This is a genomic window from Kitasatospora sp. NPDC051914 (assembly GCF_040680995.1).
GTDB lineage: Bacteria > Actinomycetota > Actinomycetes > Streptomycetales > Streptomycetaceae > Kitasatospora.
On record NZ_JBFAXX010000001.1, the window covers coordinates 197,467 to 213,105 of the forward strand.

Sequence of the window (15,639 nt, forward strand, 5' to 3'; positions counted from 1 at the left end):
GGCCGGCGGTCGACACACTGGGTGACGGCAGTACGGGAGCTGCCGGGGAGCACAAGGGGGAGCAATGCCGCTGATCGACCACACCCGCCGGAGCCGGGCCGGCTACGCCTGGCTCGCGGTGGTCGCCGCCGTCCTGACCCTGGTGGGCCTCTACGTGTGGCCCTGGTGGTCGGGGCGCCACAGCACCACCTTCCTCGAGTACCGCGAGGACTTCCTCACCGACCGCACCAGCGGAGACCAGTGGTGGAACGTCCTCTACGAGAGCTGGTTCCGGTTCGGCTTCGCCGTGCAGACCGTCGCCGTGCTGGTGCTGCCGATCGCCGTCCTGCGGTGGGACCGCTGGCACTGGCTGTCCGCCGCGGCCGTGCTCGGCGCGGTGTGGCAGCTCGTCGGCGTGCTCGGCAGCACCGTCTTCCACACCACGCCGGCCCCGTTCCTCGGCCCGCTCGCCGGTGTCCTCGCTGCGGTCGCCTGGCTCGGCGGCCGCTTCGAGCGCCGTCAGCCCGCCGGAGCCTGACTGCGGGCCGCCCGGCGCTCGTCCGGGCGGCCTCCCGCCGACGGGGTGGCGGCACGGGAGAAGTGCAGCTCGGGGTCGAGGACGCTGTCGGCGCGCAGCAGTCTGACGTCGGCCTGGTAGTCCATCGAGGTCAGCCACGGCATGCGGTCGCCCTGGCGCGGCAGCCGGTCGACGGCGCGCTGGATGTAGCCGGCGCCGAAGGAGAGGAACGGCTGCGTCGGCATGGCCGGGTCGGCGGGCTCGGGCCGGCAGGCGTCCCAGCCCTGGGCGTCCATGTGGGCGAGCAGCCGGCAGAAGTGCTCGCACAGAAGGCCGACCTTCAGTGTCCACGAGGAGTTGGTGTAGCCGATCGCGTAGGCGAAGTTCGGCACGCCCGACAGCATCATGCCCTTGTAGGCGATGGTGTCGGGCAGGCTGACCTGCTCCCCGTCGACGGTCAGCTGCGCCCCGCCGAAGGCCTGCACGTTGAGGCCGGTGGCGGTGACGACGATGTCCGCCTCGAGTTCCCGGCCGGACTCCAGCAGCACCCCGCGCTCGGTGAACGTGGCGATCCGGTCGGTCACCACCGAGGCCCGCCCGGCGCGGAGTTCCTTGAACAGGTCGCCGTCCGGCACGGCGCACAGCCGCTGGTCCCACGGGTCGTACGGCGGGTTGAAGTGCTCGTCGACCGGATAACCCGCGGGCAGCTGACGGACGTTGATCCATCGGATCAGGCGGCGCGCCGCCTTCGGGTACCGCTGGCAGAGCCGCCAGACCGCCCGCTGCTGGGCGATGTTCTTGCGCCGGGTCAGCGCGTGCCCGCGCTCCTCCCCGAGGACCTTCTTCAGCAGGTTCCCGACGGTGTCCCTCTTCGGGACCGGCAGGATGTACGTCGGCGTCCGCTGCAGCATGGTGATGTGCGCGGCCGTGCCGGCCATCGCCGGCACCAGGGTGACCGCGGTCGCGCCGCTGCCGATCACCAGCACGCGCTTGTCGGCGTAGTCCAGGTCCTCCGGCCAGTGCTGCGGGTGCACGATGGTGCCGCGGAACCGCTCCCGGCCCTCGAAGCGGGGTGTGAACCCCTCGTCGTAGCGGTAGTAGCCGCCGGCGCAGAACAGCCAGTTGCAGGTCAGCTCCGTCCGCCCGCCGGTGTCGGTGCGCTCGACCTCGACCGTCCAGCGTGCCCGCTCGGAGGACCAGGACGCGGAGACCAGCCGGTGGTGGTAGCGGATGTGCGGCTCCAGACCGTTCTCCGCCACCGTCTCCCGCAGGTACGCCAGGATCCGGGGTGCGGAGGCGATCGCCTCCTTGTCCCGCCAGGGCTTGAACTCGTAGCCGAAGGTGTGCAGGTCCGAGTCGGAGCGGATGCCCGGGTAGCGGAAGAGGTCCCAGGTGCCGCCGGAGGCGCCCCGCGCCTCGAGCACGGCGAAGCTCTTCGACGGCAGCTCCGTCTTGAGGTACCGCCCCGCCCCGATACCGGAGATTCCGGCACCGATGATCAGGACGTCGAGGTGCTCGGCGGCGGGCGGTGCGGCGGCGGAGGACATGGGTGGCGGCTCCCGAGGGGTGGAGGTGGCGGGGTCTTTCCATGGTGGGCTCGGCCCGGCCCCCCCGGCCAGGGGCGGACTGCACCGCATCCTTCCGGAGGAGGTGCACTCTGCACCACTACACTGCCGCCATGCCGTGGAACCCGCCGTCGCCCCGGGTCCGGGAGCTGATCCGCCGGGGTGCCGAGATCGCGCTCAACCCGCCGCCGGAGTGGCTGGCCGAGCTCGACGCCGCCACCCTGGCCGGCGAGTCCAGGCAGCAGATCGCCACCGACCCGGTGCTCGCCGCGGGCGCCCGGCGGACCAACCGCTCCAACCTGCTCTTCTGGGCCGCCGCCAACATCCGCGCCCCCGGCGAGCCCGTCCCCGCCAACGACGGGGAGGCGCCGCTGGCCGTCGCCCGCGACCTCGTCCGGCGCGGCCTCGACGAGTCCGCGCTCGACGCCTACCGGGTCGGCGAGAGCGTCGCCACCCGGATGTGGACGCAGGTCGCCTGCTCCCTCACCACCGACCCCGAGGAACTGCGCGAACTCCTCGACGTCTCGCTGCGCTCCATCTCCGCCTTCGTCGACGCCACCGTCGCCGCGATCTCCGCACGCATGGACGCCGAACGCGGTGAACTCACCCGCGGCACCCACGCCGAACGCCGCGAGACCGCCACCCTGCTGCTGGACGGCGCGCCGATCACCCGGCAGCGCGCCGAGGCCCGGCTCGGCTACGCCCTCGAACCGGAGCACACCGCGGCCGTCCTGTGGGCCGACGACCCGGCGGCGGACCTCCGCCAGCTGGACCGCGCCGCCGACGCCCTCGCCGCCGCGGCCGGCCGGACGCGTCCGCTGAGCATCATCGCCAGCGCGGCCAGCCGCTGGGTGTGGGTGCACGGCCGGCCCGACACCGGCGACCTGCACACCGCCCTCGCCGGGCTGCCGGCCGTCCGCATCGCCCTCGGTTCGGCCGCGCCCGGCATGGACGGCTTCCGCCGCAGCCACCTCGATGCGCTGACCACCCAGCAGATGCTCGCCGGACTGGGTTCGGCCCACCGGCTGGCCTCGCACGACGAGGTCGAACTCGTCGCACTCGCCACCCAGGACCCGGAACGCGCCGACCGCTTCGTCCAGCGCACGCTCGGCGACCTGGAGTCCGCGCCCCCGGAGATCACCGAGGCGGTGCGGGTCTTCATCGCCGAACAGTGCAACGCCTCCCGGGCCGCCGCCCGGTTGTTCACCCACCGCAACACCATGCTCCGGCGGCTGGCCCGCGCCGACCGGCTGCTGCCGCGGCCGCTGGCCGAGCACACCCTCCAGGTCGGCGCGGCCCTCGAGATCCTCCGCTGGCGCGGCCGTGACTGACCGTCCGGCCGCCGACCGCCCGGCCGCCGACCGCTTTGCCCCGGGAGCCGATGTGACCGCCACAGCCGGCCTCGCCCCCACCGACCGGTGGCACGACGGCGAGGTCAGGTGGCAGGCCGTACTCGGCCGGGCGCGTGCGTCGTGACGGTCAGTCGGCGGCGGTCGGGACGCGGCTGTCGGCCGGCCGACTGTCCGGGCGGCCGGGTTCCGCGTGGACGTGCGCCGGGCGGTGCGGTCGCGGACCGGCCGTGGCGGGGCGGGTCTGGGCGAGGACGACCGAGCCGAGGGCGAGCGCCCCGCCGAGCAGCTGCAGGCCGGTGAGCCCCTGGCCGAGCGCCAGCCAGCCGAGCACGGTGGCGACCAGCGGACTCAGCAGGCCGAGGAAGGTGACCTCGGTGGGGGAGAGGGCGCGGATGCCGCGGAACCACAGCGCGTACGCCACCGCGGCGCCGATCAGCCCCAGGTAGCCGTACCCGGCGAGGTTCCGGACGGTCAGGGCGGGTGGCGTCCCCTCGGCGAGCAGCGCGGTCGGAGCCAGCAGCAGCCCGCCGGTGACCAGCTGCCAGCCGGTGACGGCGAGCAGCCCGGCGGGCGGCGCCCACCGCTTGCTGAGCACCACGCCGGAGGCCATGACGACGGCACCGCCGAGCGCCGCGGCGATGCCGATCGCGTCCGGCCGCGCATCGGCGCGCAGCACCAGCAGGCCGACCCCGGCGATGCCGCCGAGGGCGGCGACCAGGGAGCGGAGGGTGAACCGCTGGCCGAGCAGTGCCACCGACAGTCCGACGACCAGCAGGGGCTGGACGGAGCCGACGGTGGCGGCGAGCCCGCCGGGCAGACGGTAGGCCGCGACGAAGAGCAGCGCGAGGAAGATGCCGATGTTCAGCGCGCCGAGCACCAGCGACTTCCACCACCAACTGCCGCTCGGGAGGCGGCGGGTGATGAGCAGCAGGAGGAGTCCGGCGGGCAGGGCGCGCAGCGCGGCGGCGGTCAGCGGCCGGTCGGGCGGCAGTAACTCGGTGGTGACGAGATAGGTGGAGCCCCAGACGGCCGGGGCGAGGGCGGTGAGCAGCAGGGTGGCAGGTCGATTCCTTAGCACTAAGAGAATGTATCTCACCGCTAAGAGATTCCGCTAGGCTTCCGCCATGGCAGACCACGTCGACACCGTGCTGGACCAGTGGGCCCGACAGCGGCCCGACCTGGACGTCTCCCCGATGGCGGTGATCGGACGGCTCAAACGGCTCGTCATGTTCATCGAGCCCGAGCTGCGCCGCACCTTCGCCGCACACGGCCTCGACACGCCCTCCTTCGACGTCCTCGCCACCCTGCGCCGCAACGGCCCGGACAACCCGCTCACCCCGGCCGAACTCATGCGCTCCGCGATGGTCACCTCCGGCGCCATCACCCAGCGCCTGGACCGCCTGCAGGCGAACGGACTGATCACCCGCAGCCCCAGCCCCACCGACGGCCGCGTCGTCCTGGTCTCCCTGACGGCCGAGGGCCTCGCCCTCGTCGACCGCGCCCTGCCCGACCACCTCGCCACCGAACAGCGGCTCCTCGCCGGCCTCGACGCCGCCGGCCGCGAGGAACTCGCCGCCACCCTGCGCACCCTCCTGGAAACCCTGGAGGGGCCCAGGCCCTGACCCCGCCGGTCAGCCCGCCCGGCACGCACACAGCAGCCCGGCCGCGGAGCAGGGCATCACCACACCGAAGCCCGCCCCGAGGGCGCGGGGCGCGCCGTTGGCCGGCGCCGACAGATAGAGGGCAAGGAGGGAGCGGCCGCGCAGCCGTACGGGCTCCAGGCGGCTGCGCCGACGGGCCGGCACCCGACCGGACGCCAGCAGGACTGCCGGGGGCAGGAACGCCACCGTGGTGACGGCCGGAAGTACCCACTGCAGATTCACCGGCCCACCGCCGGCGCAGCGCAACGGTCGGACTGTCGGGCGTGGTTCACAGGGCGGCTCCGGGCACGGCAGGGCAACGTGCCGACCGGACTTCCCGGCTCACCTGCGGAAGGTCGTAGCGAGCCCCGAAGGGTCCGGAGCCGTCATGGAGCAAGCATCCCCGACCCGTCCGGCGACTCGTTCCGGCGGCCCGTCGGTTGACGGTCGGCGCAGTGCCTCCACGGCCCCTCCGCCGACCCGCCACGGAATGCGGTTGCCCGAGTGTGCCCTGGTGGGCCAGGCTGCGGACGTGAACGATGATCGCCGCCCGCTGGGCATGCCCGTCTTCTCCGCCTCGGCCACCGACGCGGTGGACGCCCCGGACCGCCGGCCGCTCCCGCCGATCGACCGGGCCCTGTTCCTGCCCCCGCCCGCGTCCGAGCCGACCGTGCCCGCCCCGGGCCGCCGCCCGCTCGCCGACGGCGGCCTCACCTTCTCCGCCGACCACGCCCCTCAGGGCTGACGGCCGGCCTCAGCGGTACGGCTGCCCGTCCTCGCCGCGGGTGACGGTGCCGTCCTCGATCCGCCAGGAACGGCTGTGCGGGCTCAGCTTCCAACCCTCCGGCGCCTGCCGGGCGTTGGCGATCCAGGCGCGGAGCTCGGGCAGCACCCGCCCCCGCAGGAGCTCGCGGGCGGCGGCCCGTTCGCCGGCGGGAAGCGGCGCGACGGCGATCTGCAGTGTGTTCCACAGCCCGGGGTGGATGCCCTGCCCGTAGTTGGACGAGGTCGGCGGCAGCCAGGTGACCTGCAGCAGCGTCCCGTCGCCCCAGGGGTGTCCGTCGAACGACACGGCGTCCGGGGCGACGGGTTCGCCGCCGAGGGCCTCGCGGAGGTCCGTCGGGGTGAGCGGCCAGGAGAGATGGCGCGGGAGGCGGCGGTTACGGGCGGGCACGGGCCCGATCGTGCCAGATGCCCAGGTGGGGACGCATACCGGTTTCTCCGGACTCGGCGGACTCGCCCGGGAGGAGTCGGCCGTCCTTCGCCCCGGCCTGCCGGACCCACCACGGTGAGGTGTTGAGTTCCTGCTGCGGACGGCTGCCCGGCCGGGCCCGCGGCGTACTGGCGGGCGTTGCCCGCCTCCGCGGAGCTGCCCGGTCGGCACGCCTGACAGGGCCGGCGGTCAGGTGCCCGCGGTGGGTACCTGGCCGGGGGCGTCGACGATGCCGCGGGTGACCATGGCGATCGAGCTGACCTCGTCGCCCGCGTGGCCCCAGGGGCCGTCCTGGAGGAGGACGGTGCGTTCGCCGAGCAGGCGCAGGGTCCCGGGGTCGAAGATCCACTCGGAGCGTTCCCCGCCGTGCACCCGGGCGACGGCCGTGCCGTGGCGTCCGGCGGCGTCGACGGCGTCGTCCACGGTGACCACGCCCGGGATGCGGGCGGCCGCGCGGTAGAGGGCGGCGCTGACCTCGGGCGGGGCCACCGAGCTGCGCAGCAGGTCGCCGATGGCCGTGAAGGCCTCCTGGTCGGGGCCGGTGGTCGAGCCCGAGCCGGCGCCGTGGTTGAGTTCGGCGTCCGCGCGGATGCGGGCGAGCAGGGCGTCCGGGTCGGTGGGCAGCGCGGCGAGAAGGCGGTGGGTGGGGGAGTTGAGCGTGCCGGCGCCGGGGGCGGGGAGTTCGTGCTCTCCCCGGTCGGTGCGCTGGAGCCCGGGGCGGGTGCCGTCCACGGCAGTCCACTGCTCGGTGTTCTCGCTGACGGTGTCGCGCCGCATGGTGCCGCCGTCCTCGCTGAGCGAGGTGCTGCGGCCGACCGTCCTGACGTAGCTGTACTGGGTGCCGCGGGGGGTGGGCCCGGGGTCGGCGTGGGCGGCGAGGGCCGCCCGTTCCAGCAGCCGTACCGAGGCGGCGCTGGCCGGCGGCACCGGTGCCAGCGCCGGCGGCGTACCTGTACCCAGGGTGTTCACCCCGAGGACCAGGACCGCGACGGCAGTGGCGGCCGCCAGTACCAGCAGCGGGCGGCGGGCGCGGGACGGGGCAGGTCGCTCGGCCTCCCTCAGCAGGAAGGCCCGGTGGGTGTGTCGGCACTCGGCGGAGAGGCCGGCGTGCGGCGGCGGGGGCAGCAGCCGTGCGAGCGTGCGGCGTTCGCTCTGCTCGTCGGCGTCGTGGCGGTGTCCGGGTGCGGTGGTCACTGCTGCCTCCCCTGCGGGTGCGCCGCGGCCCGGCCGCCGGCGTCGGAACGGACTGTGCGCTGTTCGGCGGCGACGGACCTGCGGAGCTTCTCCCTCGCCCGCGACAGCCGGGAGCGGACGGTGCCCACCGGCACGCCCAGTGCCTCGGCCGCCTCCGCGTAGCCGAGCCCGGACCACACGACGAGGGCGAACACTTCCCGTTCGCCGCGCCGCAGTCGTGCGAGCGCACGGACGGCCGCGGCGAGCGCCTCGGCGTCGGCCATCCGCCCGACCAGCTCCTCGGCGAAGTCGGGCACCGGTTCCCGCGGCGGCATCCGGGAGAGCGCGGCGCGGTGGCGCCGTGCCGCCCTGGCGGTGTTGCGCAGCACATTGGCGGCGATGCCCAGCAGCCACGCCCCGGGGTGGAGGACCTCGCCGCGCAGCTTGTCCCGCAGCCGCCAGGCCTCCAGGAAGGTCAGCGACACCACGTCGTCGGCGAGGGCCCGGTCGCCGGTCGTTCTGACGGCATGCGCGAACACGGCGTGCACGTGCTCGTCGAAGAGGGCGCCGAACGCCTCACGGTCCTCTGCATGCGACCCCTCACCGGGCAGGAATGACTCCACGTCGATCCAGTGTCCGGACGGGCCCCTCGGGTTCCCGTGGATTTCCGCCACTTTCCCGGCGTCACCCCGCCGGCGCGGGGCCGGCCCTCGACCGGGGGCGTGATGAGCGCGGTGCCGGGTCGTCCGGTTGGATGGGCGCGTGACCGTTCATGACGTGGCCCGCCTGCTGCCCTCCGTCGCAGACCTGCGGGACCTGTGCCGCTCGCTGGCGATGCTCGATGCGATCCTGAGCCCGGACTGGGAGGGCCGGTACTACTCCTTCGACGCCGGTTGGGCCGACGGCGAGGAGATGGCCTCGATGCGCAACGGATCGGGGGACGAGTACTCCGTCGTGTTCTCGGCGGCCGGCGCGTACGTCCGCGGCTTCGACCACGAATCGCCGATGAGCCCGTACGGCAACGACGACGAGCCCTGGCCGGGGGTGATCGACGACGTCCCCGAGGTCTTCGGGCCCTTCGTCGAGGAACCGGCGTTCACCGACGAGGACGGCGTGCCCGTGGTGACGGTCTGCCTCTGGCGGGAGCGGACGGACGACCGGTGGCAGCACGGCGTGATCGACTTCCCGGACGGCCACGCCGACCCGGACGGGGCAGCGGGGCTGTTCGAGCTGCTGGCCGACCGCTCGCCGGAGGCGTACCGGCGCTTCGCCGAGGACCACTACGAGGTGTCCGTCGACCTGGAGGCGGTGCGCGCCGTGTACGCCCTGCGGCCGCTGAGCCGTGAACTGGTGTCGTCGCTGAACCCGGAGCTCACCCTCGCGGACCTGGCCGAGGACATCGTGGAGATCGGCTACCCGACCGAGTGAGCAGCCGCCGGCCGAGTGCCTGACGGGTCACTCGCGGCGGAGGGCGTCCAGCACGGCGGCCACGGCCTCCTCCGGTGTGGCGGCGGAGCGGAGGGCGGGCTCCGCCGGGGCGTCCGGGACGGCCCAGCCCTCCAGGACGACGGCGGGCTTGCCGCGGCGCACCGCGAGGGCGATCTCGTTCAGCGTGCCCCAGCTGCCGCCGACCGCCAGCAGGGCGTCGCTCGCCTGCACGACCAGACCGTTGCGGAGTTCACCGACGCCGGTGGCCAGCGCCACCGTCAGGTGCGGGTTGGCGTCGGCGCGGTCCGTGCCGGGCAGCAGGCCGACGGTGGTGCCGTCGCGGCTGCGCGCCCCCGCACAGACGGCCTCCATCACCCCGCCCGTGCCGCCGCAGACCACCACCGCGCCGTGGCCGGCGAGGAGTTCGCCGACCCGGCGGGCCAGCTGCTGCTCCCGTCCGGTCGCCGTGGCAGGGCCCACGACGGCGATGTACGGGGTGTCCGGTGCCAAGGCGAACCTCCGGGGCCTGCGGCGGTTTCGGGGCAGGGTGCGCGCCACCACGGCGGCCGTCTCCTGCAGCGGCCGGCGCGCGGTGGTGGGCGTCGGACCGCTCCGGCGTGTCACCGGGCCGTCGTCGAAGCCGGTCGCGTGCGCTCGGCGGTCAGCGGTACCAGCCGCGGATGGCGTCCGCGCACTCGCGGACGTCCGTCCGCCCGTCGCGCAGCCGGGAGGCCAGCTCGGCGGCCTGCTTGGGCTCCGCGGTGACGATCACCCCGGAGGCGCTCAGGTAGGAGGCCGCGACGACGGCCGCGAAGTGCTCGTTGCCGAACTGCAGCGCGGGCACCCGCACCAGCTGGTGCATCAGTGCCGCCGCACGCTGGTGCAGGCCGCCGTAGACCGGCACCTCCATCACCTCGTCGACGTGCCGGGCGACGGCCGCGGCCAGCGACCCGTAGTCGGTGACGTCCGGATCCCCGGGCAGGAACTGGTGGGCGATGTCGAGCAGCCAGGCCCGGTCGATGCGCAGGATCACGCGGCGCTCGCCGCCCCGGCGCCGCCGGCCTGCGGGTAGGGGCCGAACTCGGCCTCGAAGGCGGGGCCCCACTCCTGGGAGAAGTGCGCGGCAGCCGTCAGGAAGCGCTCGCGGCGCTCGTCGGCCTCCTCCGCGAGGACCTTGCGCGCGTATTCCGGGAGCGTCATCCCCGCCGCTTCGGCGCGCTGCTCCAGGGCCTCGTGGGCCTCGTCGTCGAGTCGGACGTTCAGCTGCTTCATGGGAGGCAGCGTAGCCGCGCGTACAGCGCCCTACAACGGCTTCGCCGAACCTCCACAGGAGGGAGGGGACGCGACGGGCCCCGTCGTGCTCGGGGGTTCACGACGGGGCCGGAAGACCAGCATTGCCCGTCCCGCCCGGCCCGGCCACCGACGGCGTCCGAACAGGCGTCGGGGCAGCCGCCGGGTCGGCCCCCGGCCGGGCCGGTCAGGCCTGGCGGGTGGGGAGGACCACCAGCTGGCGGAGGTTCACGTGGCGGGGGCGGCTCGCGGCGAAGGCGATCAGGTCGGCGACGTCCTCGGAGGAGATCGGGCCGATGGCGTCGAACATGGCGCCGAGCTGGCCGTCCAGGCCGAGAGCGGGGTTGTCGATGTGGTGGCCGAGCTCGGTGTCGGTCAGGCCGGGCTCGACGTTGGTCACCCGGACGTCGCGCGGGCCGAACTCGCTGCGCAGCGAGGCCGCGAGGTGGGTCAGGGCGGCCTTGGTGGCGCTGTAGACGGCGTAGTTCGGGAAGCTGACGTGGGAGGCGATCGAGGAGACGGTGACCAGGTCCGCGGGGCCGCCCCCGGCGGCCGAGGCCACCAGGTCGCCGGTGAAGGCCCGGACGGTCCGCAGCACACCGGTGAGGTTGGTGTCGATCATGCGGGACCACTCGTCGATCCGGCCGTCGTCGACGGGGTTGGGGAGCATCACCCCGGCCGCGGCCACCACCAGGTCGACCCGGCCGAGTGCGTCGCCGACCAGGGCGGCGGCCGCGTCCACCGACTGCTGGTCGGTGACGTCGGCGGGCACGGCCAGGGCGCGCCCGCCCTTGGCCCCGATGCCGGCCGCGAGCTCCTCGAGCCGGTCCTCGCGGCGGGCGAGCAGGGCGACCGAGGCACCCTGCTCGGCGAGCAGCCCGGCGGTGGCGGCGCCCATGCCGCTCGCGGCGCCGGTGACGACGGCGGTGCGGCCGGAGAGGGAGGTGTACGACACGGTGGACTCCTGACGGAAGGCCGGGCCGTCGGCGGTTGCCGTCGGCGCTCGGTGACATCCGTCAGCCTGCCGCCGCGGCGGGGCGCCACCCAGGGGGCTGGTGTTCCCGGGTCCACCAGGGCCACCCTCCGCAGGGGCCGGTGCGCGCCCGGCGGCAGGGCGGGAGCCTGCGGGCCACACCGGCAGCACCGGGCGCGTCGCGTGGCCGACCGCGAAGCGCGTCGCCGGGGCGGGGCTGCGCGGGCCCGGGCGGGTGCGGTCGCCGTCCCGGGCGAGCACCAGCAGGTCCGCGCCGGCCGCGGCGGCCACCACCTCGTGCTCGACCCGCCCGGCGAACGCACCGTGCGCCGCGCCCGCCACGTCCTCCGGGCTCACGTGCAGCAGCACGACGGGCGTCTCCGCGGGGACGTGGGTGCGCACCGCATCGATGCAGGCCTGCCAGGTCCCCCGGTCACCCGCACCACGACCGCCACCGGCTCACCCTCCGACGAGCTGCAGGGCCCCCACAGTGCCACCACGGAGTCTCCCTGGTGGAGACGGTGGCCCTCGCCCCGGTCATCCCGTGGCCCGCGGTGCACGCGGCCGTCCTCGTCCTCGACGTGTGGGGCGTGTACTTCGTCGCCGCCCTGCACGCCTCCTGCGTGGTGCGTCCGCACGTGGTCGGTGCGGACGGCTCGCTGCGGCTGCGGTACGGGGCGCTGCTGGACATCCGCATCCCCGCCGCGGACATCGCCGACGTCAGGATCGAGCGCCGCTACCCCGACGCCAGGTTGGCGGCGGTGGACGAGCACGGCTGCGCCGATCTCGCGGTGGCCGGGCAGACCACCGTCACCGTCGACCTGCACCGGCCGGCCGCGTACGTCCGGGCATTGGGCAGGCCGGCGGAGGCCCGTACCTTCCGCTGGTACGCCGAGGACCCGGCGGCCGCGGTCGCCGCACTGCGCACTCACGGTGCCCTCGACCCGATCTGAGGGAGCGTCAGTGGTGGTGGCCGTGCCGGCCGAGGGTCTCCACGGGGGTCGCGCCGGGGCGGGTCCACTGCGGCACGGGACGGCTGGTCGGGCCCCAGGTGGCGACGCCGTCGGCGTCCGTGCGCCAGTACCAGCTGATCGGCGAGCCGTGCCCGCCGACCGGCGAGCCGACCTGGGGGGCCTCGGGCCGGCCCTCGGGGTTGTCCTCCCACGCCTCGCGGCGGCCGTAGGGCGTCATGTCGAGCAGGGCCAGGGACCCGTTGACCGGCTCGTTGCCGCGGCCCGTCGTGGTGTAGGTGAGGAACGTGCGGTCGCCGTCGCGCAGGAAACAGGCGAGGTACCCCATCTCCCCGCCCACCGGCTCGTCCACGCCGCGCACCGAGTACCAGGGCTGGGTGTAGCCCATGAACCCGACGTAGGAGGCCACCTCGTCCCAGGGGCCCGTGGTCAGGACGGCGAACGAGACGCCGCGGGCGTTGAGGTGGACGGCGTCCTTCAGGTGTCAGACGGTGGTGGTGCAGCCCTCGCACTGCCCCTGGGGCGGCGCGCCGTCGTACCACATGTGCTTGTGGACCACGAGCTCGTCGCGGCCCTGGAACAGGTCCAGGAACGGGACCGGGCCGTCCGGTCCGACGACCTCGACCGTCCCGTCGAACTCCACCATCGGCAGCCGGCGGCGGGCCGCGGCGAGGGCGTCGCCCTCGCGGGTGTGGGCCTTCTCGCGGACCAGGAGTTCGTCGCGGGCGGCCTGCCAGGCGGCCGGGTCGGCCACGGCCGGGCGGCCGGGCAGCGCGGCGGTCGGGTCGCTCGGATCGGTCGTCATGGTGTCCTCCGTGGTGTCCCGTGTGTCGAGCAGCGTCGCACGCCGTTCTGTGCGGACAGTTGATGCACCGTTCGAGGGGACACGTGTCGACCCGGTCGGAGGCAGGGCGCACGGCAGCCGTCACGGCGGTGGTGTGCGCGCCGTGACGGCAGGACGGCAGGGGTTGCTTGCGGAAGGTGAAGAAGACCTTGGTGAAGGTGCCGGGGATGGTTGCCGAGACATCGTTGGTGTCGTCGAGGATGCTGACATTGGTGTAGGTGACGTCAGCGAGCACCAGCGTCTGGCCCTTCGGGCACGAGAAGTCGCCCGCACTCGGCGGGCTCAGGGTCAGGCTAGCCGAGGCCGTTCCGTTCTTGCCGGAGTCGAACGTGCCCGATGCCGTGACCGGTCCGCTGACCGTCTCCTTGTTGGAGGCCTGCGGGTGGTTTTCGCCACCGTTGATGCAGCCGTAGTCCGCGGTCGCGTCGGCGCTCGCCACGTAGTTGATCAACTGGTTGTTGCCGAGACCGGTTTCCTTGAAGTTATATTCACCGGGTCAACCAAGTGCCGTGGCGGGCACATCGGTTACTGAATGTCACGTGCTGCGAACGTGATGCGGCGGCGGGCGGACTGCGCCTACGGAGGGTAGCGTGTGAATGTGGCCCGAACGCCTGCCGGTGCCCCTCGGGGCGCCGGATGACGCCGCGCGTCTCCCGCCGCGCCGTACTGGTCGGCGGTGTCGGGGGAGTGCTGGCGGCATGCGGCGGCCCCGCGACACGGACGGGACCGCAACCCGGCTCGGGCACCACGGAGGCCGCCGCGACGCGGGCCGCCGTACGGCTGCCCGTCGCGCTCGCCGTCCACCCGTCCCGCTCGCCCGGCCTCGCGGCGAGCCGCGCCGAACTGGAGGCCGTGCAGCCCGGCGGGGCCGATACCTGGCAGGGGTTCCGGGTGGTCCGCGGCCCCGGCGCCGTCGCCGCCGCCCTCGCCGACCGGAACACCGCCGCCCTGGTGACCGCCGACGCGCTCGTCCCCGGCATCGCCGCGGTGCCGGTCGACGGAGTGGACCCGCTGACCGCCCCCGGCTCGTACCCCGTCACGGCCGAGGTCGCGGCCGAGGGACCCGGGCCGGTGGTGACCAGCCTGTGGACCGGGGACGTGATGCTCGGCCGGAGGGTCGGTGCCGGCATGGCGCGCACCGGCGACTGGGAGCTCCCCTTCTCGCAGACCGCGGACCGGCTGGCCGCCGCCGGCCTGACGGTCGGCAACCTCGAGTGCACCCTCTCCAAGGAGGGCCGCGCCACGCACGGCGGCGACTCCTTCGGCGCGGACCCGCGGGCCCTCGCCGGAGTGCACCGGGCCGGTTACGACATCCTCACCCTGGGCAACAATCACCTCGGCGACTACGGCCCCACGGCGCTGGTCCGCACCGCGGCCATCGCCCGCGGCGAGGGCTTCGCCACCACCGGGGCCGGCGAGAACATCGCGGCGGCGCGGGAGCCCGCACTGGCCTCGGCGGGCGGCCTGCGCTTCGGCGTCCTCGCCTTCAACGCCGTCGGCGAGTCGCCCGAGGCCGGGGCGGCCTCGCCCGGGGTCGTCTGGCTGCGGATGCCGCCGATCACCGGCCCGCTCGCCCCCGCCGACCTGGAGGCCGTCGCACAGTCCGTCCGGGCGGCCCGCGGCTCCGCCGACGTGCTGGTGGTGGTCCCGCACTGGGGCCGGGAGTACAGCCACCGCCCGGTCGCCGACCAGTACACCGTCGGCCACACCCTGATCGAGGCCGGGGCCGACGCCGTCATCGGCGGCCACCAGCACTGGGTCCAGCCCATCGAGATCTACCGGGGCCGGCCGATCGTGCACGGGATGGGCAACTTCGTCTTCGACATGACCTTCTCCGAGCAGGTCCAGCAGGCCGTCGTCGTCGAACTCGTCCACTGGGGGACCGTCCTGAAGGCGATCCGGGCCCTCCCGGTACGGATCGGCACCGGCGGCGTGCCCCGCTTCCTCGACCCGGCGGGCGCCGAGGGCCGCACCATCCTCGGCCCGGTCTGGGGCTGACGCCCCGGCAGGTCACAACCCGTCGACGGACGCACCGGACCGGAGCCCGCAGCAGGACCGGCAGCCGATCGCGGCCGGCCGGCCGGCAACCCGCCGTGCACCGCGTGGGGCCGAACCGTCACGGTGTCCCCGACAGCACGCGGCTCGCCAGCAGGATCGCGGCGACGCTGCCCGCCTCGGTGATCGCGCCCGAGACCACCATGCCGACGGCCTCCGGGAGCGGGCAGCGGTGGACGGTCATACCGGCCTCGGCCTCGTCCCGTGCCATCCGGCCCGCCGACAGCCCGCTCGCCAGGAAGAGATGGGTGGCCGCCGCGGTGCTCGACGGCAGCGGGTGGATGCGCCCCAGCGGAGTCCACCGCGCCGCCCTGAGACCGGTCTCCTCCTCCAGCTCGCGGCGGGCCGCCTCCTCCGGCTCCTCGCCCGGCTCCGTGCCGCCGCCCGGCAGGTGCGGCATCCGACCGCCCGTCAGGTAGAAGTCGTCCTCCACCACCAGCAGCCGCTGTTCGTCGTCCAGCGCGACGGTCCGCACGGAGTCGGCGACCTGGATGTGCTCGTAGCCGAACGCCGGCGCGTACGGGCCCTGCACGGTGTCGGACAGCAGCCGGATGAACGGGCCGGAGTGCAGCACCTCCCGGTCGATCCTGGTCCAGCTCCCCGCCTCGCCGCCGCCCATCCCTGCCCGCCCTCTCCTCG

18 protein-coding genes and 1 pseudogene are annotated in these 15,639 nt (G+C 74.8%); 7 read left to right on the forward strand and 12 right to left on the reverse strand.

Annotated features, from left to right (window positions below; translation table 11 throughout):
- The first annotated feature begins 64 nt into the window (after positions 1–64).
- The gene (locus tag AB0M03_RS00970) at positions 65–517 is read left to right on the forward strand and encodes a hypothetical protein (RefSeq protein ID WP_363486932.1); all 453 of its coding nucleotides are present in this window, start codon (positions 65–67) and stop codon (positions 515–517) included.
- On the opposite strand, the gene AB0M03_RS00975 is transcribed toward AB0M03_RS00970, so the two are convergent.
- Positions 499–2,043 (reverse strand): NAD(P)/FAD-dependent oxidoreductase, encoded by a 1,545-nt coding sequence (locus tag AB0M03_RS00975; protein WP_363486934.1) that lies wholly within the window; start codon positions 2,041–2,043, stop codon positions 499–501. The two genes, AB0M03_RS00970 and AB0M03_RS00975, sit on opposite strands and share 19 nt — an antisense overlap.
- Positions 2,044–2,174: 131 nt before the next feature.
- Here AB0M03_RS00975 and AB0M03_RS00980 point away from each other — a divergent pair, with 131 nt between their 5' ends.
- Positions 2,175–3,392 (forward strand): PucR family transcriptional regulator, encoded by a 1,218-nt coding sequence (locus AB0M03_RS00980; RefSeq protein WP_363486936.1) that lies wholly within the window; start codon positions 2,175–2,177, stop codon positions 3,390–3,392.
- 148 nt (positions 3,393–3,540) lie between these two features.
- Here AB0M03_RS00980 and AB0M03_RS00985 read toward each other — a convergent pair whose 3' ends face one another.
- Positions 3,541–4,491 carry an EamA family transporter gene (locus AB0M03_RS00985; protein ID WP_363486938.1) on the reverse strand — a complete coding sequence of 317 codons (951 nt, stop codon included), beginning with the start codon at positions 4,489–4,491 and terminating at the stop codon, positions 3,541–3,543.
- A 46-nt stretch (positions 4,492–4,537) separates the two neighbouring features.
- Between AB0M03_RS00985 and AB0M03_RS00990 the strand changes: the two genes are divergently transcribed.
- Positions 4,538–5,035, forward strand: coding sequence for a MarR family transcriptional regulator (locus tag AB0M03_RS00990; protein WP_363486940.1), 498 nt, complete (start codon positions 4,538–4,540; stop codon positions 5,033–5,035).
- Between the two features lie 9 nt (positions 5,036–5,044).
- Here the strand turns inward: AB0M03_RS00990 and AB0M03_RS00995 are convergent, their stop codons facing one another.
- On the reverse strand, positions 5,045–5,296 hold the full coding sequence (locus AB0M03_RS00995) for a hypothetical protein (protein ID WP_363486942.1): 252 nt from the start codon (positions 5,294–5,296) through the stop codon (positions 5,045–5,047).
- Between the two features lie 289 nt (positions 5,297–5,585).
- On the opposite strand from AB0M03_RS00995, the gene AB0M03_RS01000 reads away from it, so the two are divergent.
- Entirely contained in the window at positions 5,586–5,798 is a 213-nt protein-coding gene (locus tag AB0M03_RS01000) for a hypothetical protein (protein WP_363486944.1), read from the forward strand.
- A gap of 9 nt (positions 5,799–5,807) precedes the next feature.
- On the opposite strand, the gene AB0M03_RS01005 is transcribed toward AB0M03_RS01000, so the two are convergent.
- The 3 genes from AB0M03_RS01005 to AB0M03_RS01015 form a co-directional block, all read right to left on the reverse strand.
- Complete coding sequence (locus tag AB0M03_RS01005) at positions 5,808–6,227, reverse strand: hypothetical protein (protein ID WP_363486948.1); 420 nt, start codon at positions 6,225–6,227, stop codon at positions 5,808–5,810.
- 228 nt (positions 6,228–6,455) lie between these two features.
- Positions 6,456–7,460 (reverse strand): CU044_5270 family protein, encoded by a 1,005-nt coding sequence (locus AB0M03_RS01010; RefSeq protein WP_363486950.1) that lies wholly within the window; start codon positions 7,458–7,460, stop codon positions 6,456–6,458.
- Entirely contained in the window at positions 7,457–8,062 is a 606-nt protein-coding gene (locus tag AB0M03_RS01015; RefSeq protein ID WP_363486952.1) for an RNA polymerase sigma factor, read from the reverse strand. The genes AB0M03_RS01010 and AB0M03_RS01015 overlap by 4 nt, the downstream gene beginning before the upstream one ends.
- 139 nt (positions 8,063–8,201) lie before the next feature.
- On the opposite strand from AB0M03_RS01015, the gene AB0M03_RS01020 reads away from it, so the two are divergent.
- Positions 8,202–8,867 (forward strand): hypothetical protein, encoded by a 666-nt coding sequence (locus AB0M03_RS01020; RefSeq protein ID WP_363486954.1) that lies wholly within the window; start codon positions 8,202–8,204, stop codon positions 8,865–8,867.
- Between the two features lie 27 nt (positions 8,868–8,894).
- Here the strand turns inward: AB0M03_RS01020 and AB0M03_RS01025 are convergent, their stop codons facing one another.
- The 4 genes from AB0M03_RS01025 to AB0M03_RS01040 all read right to left on the reverse strand — a co-directional run bounded on the left by AB0M03_RS01025 (position 8,895) and on the right by AB0M03_RS01040 (position 11,112).
- Positions 8,895–9,377 (reverse strand): TIGR00725 family protein, encoded by a 483-nt coding sequence (locus AB0M03_RS01025; RefSeq protein ID WP_363486956.1) that lies wholly within the window; start codon positions 9,375–9,377, stop codon positions 8,895–8,897.
- A 151-nt stretch (positions 9,378–9,528) separates the two neighbouring features.
- Positions 9,529–9,900, reverse strand: coding sequence for a fic family toxin-antitoxin system, toxin component (locus AB0M03_RS01030; protein WP_363486958.1), 372 nt, complete (start codon positions 9,898–9,900; stop codon positions 9,529–9,531).
- Positions 9,897–10,139, reverse strand: coding sequence for a hypothetical protein (locus tag AB0M03_RS01035; RefSeq protein ID WP_363486960.1), 243 nt, complete (start codon positions 10,137–10,139; stop codon positions 9,897–9,899). Before AB0M03_RS01035 ends, AB0M03_RS01030 begins: the two co-directional genes overlap by 4 nt.
- A 205-nt stretch (positions 10,140–10,344) precedes the next feature.
- On the reverse strand, positions 10,345–11,112 hold the full coding sequence (locus AB0M03_RS01040; protein ID WP_363487385.1) for an SDR family oxidoreductase: 768 nt from the start codon (positions 11,110–11,112) through the stop codon (positions 10,345–10,347).
- Positions 11,113–11,642: 530 nt separating this feature from the next.
- Here AB0M03_RS01040 and AB0M03_RS01045 point away from each other — a divergent pair.
- A complete protein-coding gene (locus AB0M03_RS01045) occupies positions 11,643–12,083 on the forward strand; it encodes a hypothetical protein (RefSeq protein ID WP_363486962.1) in 441 nt (146 codons plus the stop codon).
- Positions 12,084–12,090: 7 nt separating this feature from the next.
- Here AB0M03_RS01045 and AB0M03_RS01050 read toward each other — a convergent pair.
- A pseudogene (locus tag AB0M03_RS01050) lies at positions 12,091–12,906 on the reverse strand (DUF899 family protein).
- A 675-nt stretch (positions 12,907–13,581) separates the two neighbouring features.
- On the opposite strand from AB0M03_RS01050, the gene AB0M03_RS01055 reads away from it, so the two are divergent.
- Positions 13,582–14,943 carry a CapA family protein gene (locus AB0M03_RS01055; protein ID WP_363486964.1) on the forward strand — a complete coding sequence of 454 codons (1,362 nt, stop codon included), beginning with the start codon at positions 13,582–13,584 and terminating at the stop codon, positions 14,941–14,943.
- Positions 14,944–15,061: 118 nt separating this feature from the next.
- Here AB0M03_RS01055 and AB0M03_RS01060 read toward each other — a convergent pair whose 3' ends face one another.
- On the reverse strand, positions 15,062–15,619 hold the full coding sequence (locus AB0M03_RS01060; protein WP_363486966.1) for an NUDIX domain-containing protein: 558 nt from the start codon (positions 15,617–15,619) through the stop codon (positions 15,062–15,064).
- Positions 15,620–15,639 lie beyond the last annotated feature (20 nt).